Annotated in this window: 1 protein-coding gene; it reads right to left on the bottom strand. The window is 72.6% G+C overall.

The features are described 5' to 3' along the window. Window positions 1-357 (bottom strand): tetratricopeptide repeat protein (locus J0695_RS38760; RefSeq protein WP_307798893.1); only part of this gene is annotated, 357 nt, incomplete at its 3' end. Between the last annotated feature and the right edge of the window lie 44 nt (window positions 358-401).

Genomic DNA, 401 nt, shown 5'->3' with positions numbered 1-401 from the left:
TCCGCAGATCCGCTCGCTGTCGGCGGCTGCCTCTTTGAACAGCGCGGTGGCGTGTTCCAGATCGCCGCTCTCTCCGTACGCGGCCGCCAGGTGGTGCCGGGCCGCCAGGGTGTCGGGGTGGTCGGCGCCGTGCGTGAGGACGCTCTCCTCGATCACCGCCTCGCACAGGGGGATCGCACGGTCCGGCTCGCCCCCCACCATGTAGAGGGAGGCGAGGTTCGTGCGGGCCTCCCCGAGTTCCTCAACGCGCGGATCAGCTGCGCGGGCGCCTGCCAGTTGGCCGGCGACCCGGAGCGTGCCGTCGCGCTGGCGGACGCGGCACTGGCCGACTGCGTCACCGTGCTGGGTCCCGATCACCCGTACACGCTCAACGCCAGGAGCGCCCTCGCCAGTGCGCAGCA

The organism is Streptomyces beijiangensis (assembly GCF_017315755.1).
GTDB classification, from domain to species: domain Bacteria; phylum Actinomycetota; class Actinomycetes; order Streptomycetales; family Streptomycetaceae; genus Streptomyces; species Streptomyces beijiangensis.
The sequence above is the reverse complement of the archived record's forward strand: the minus strand, read 5'-3'. Positions and strand labels throughout refer to the sequence as shown.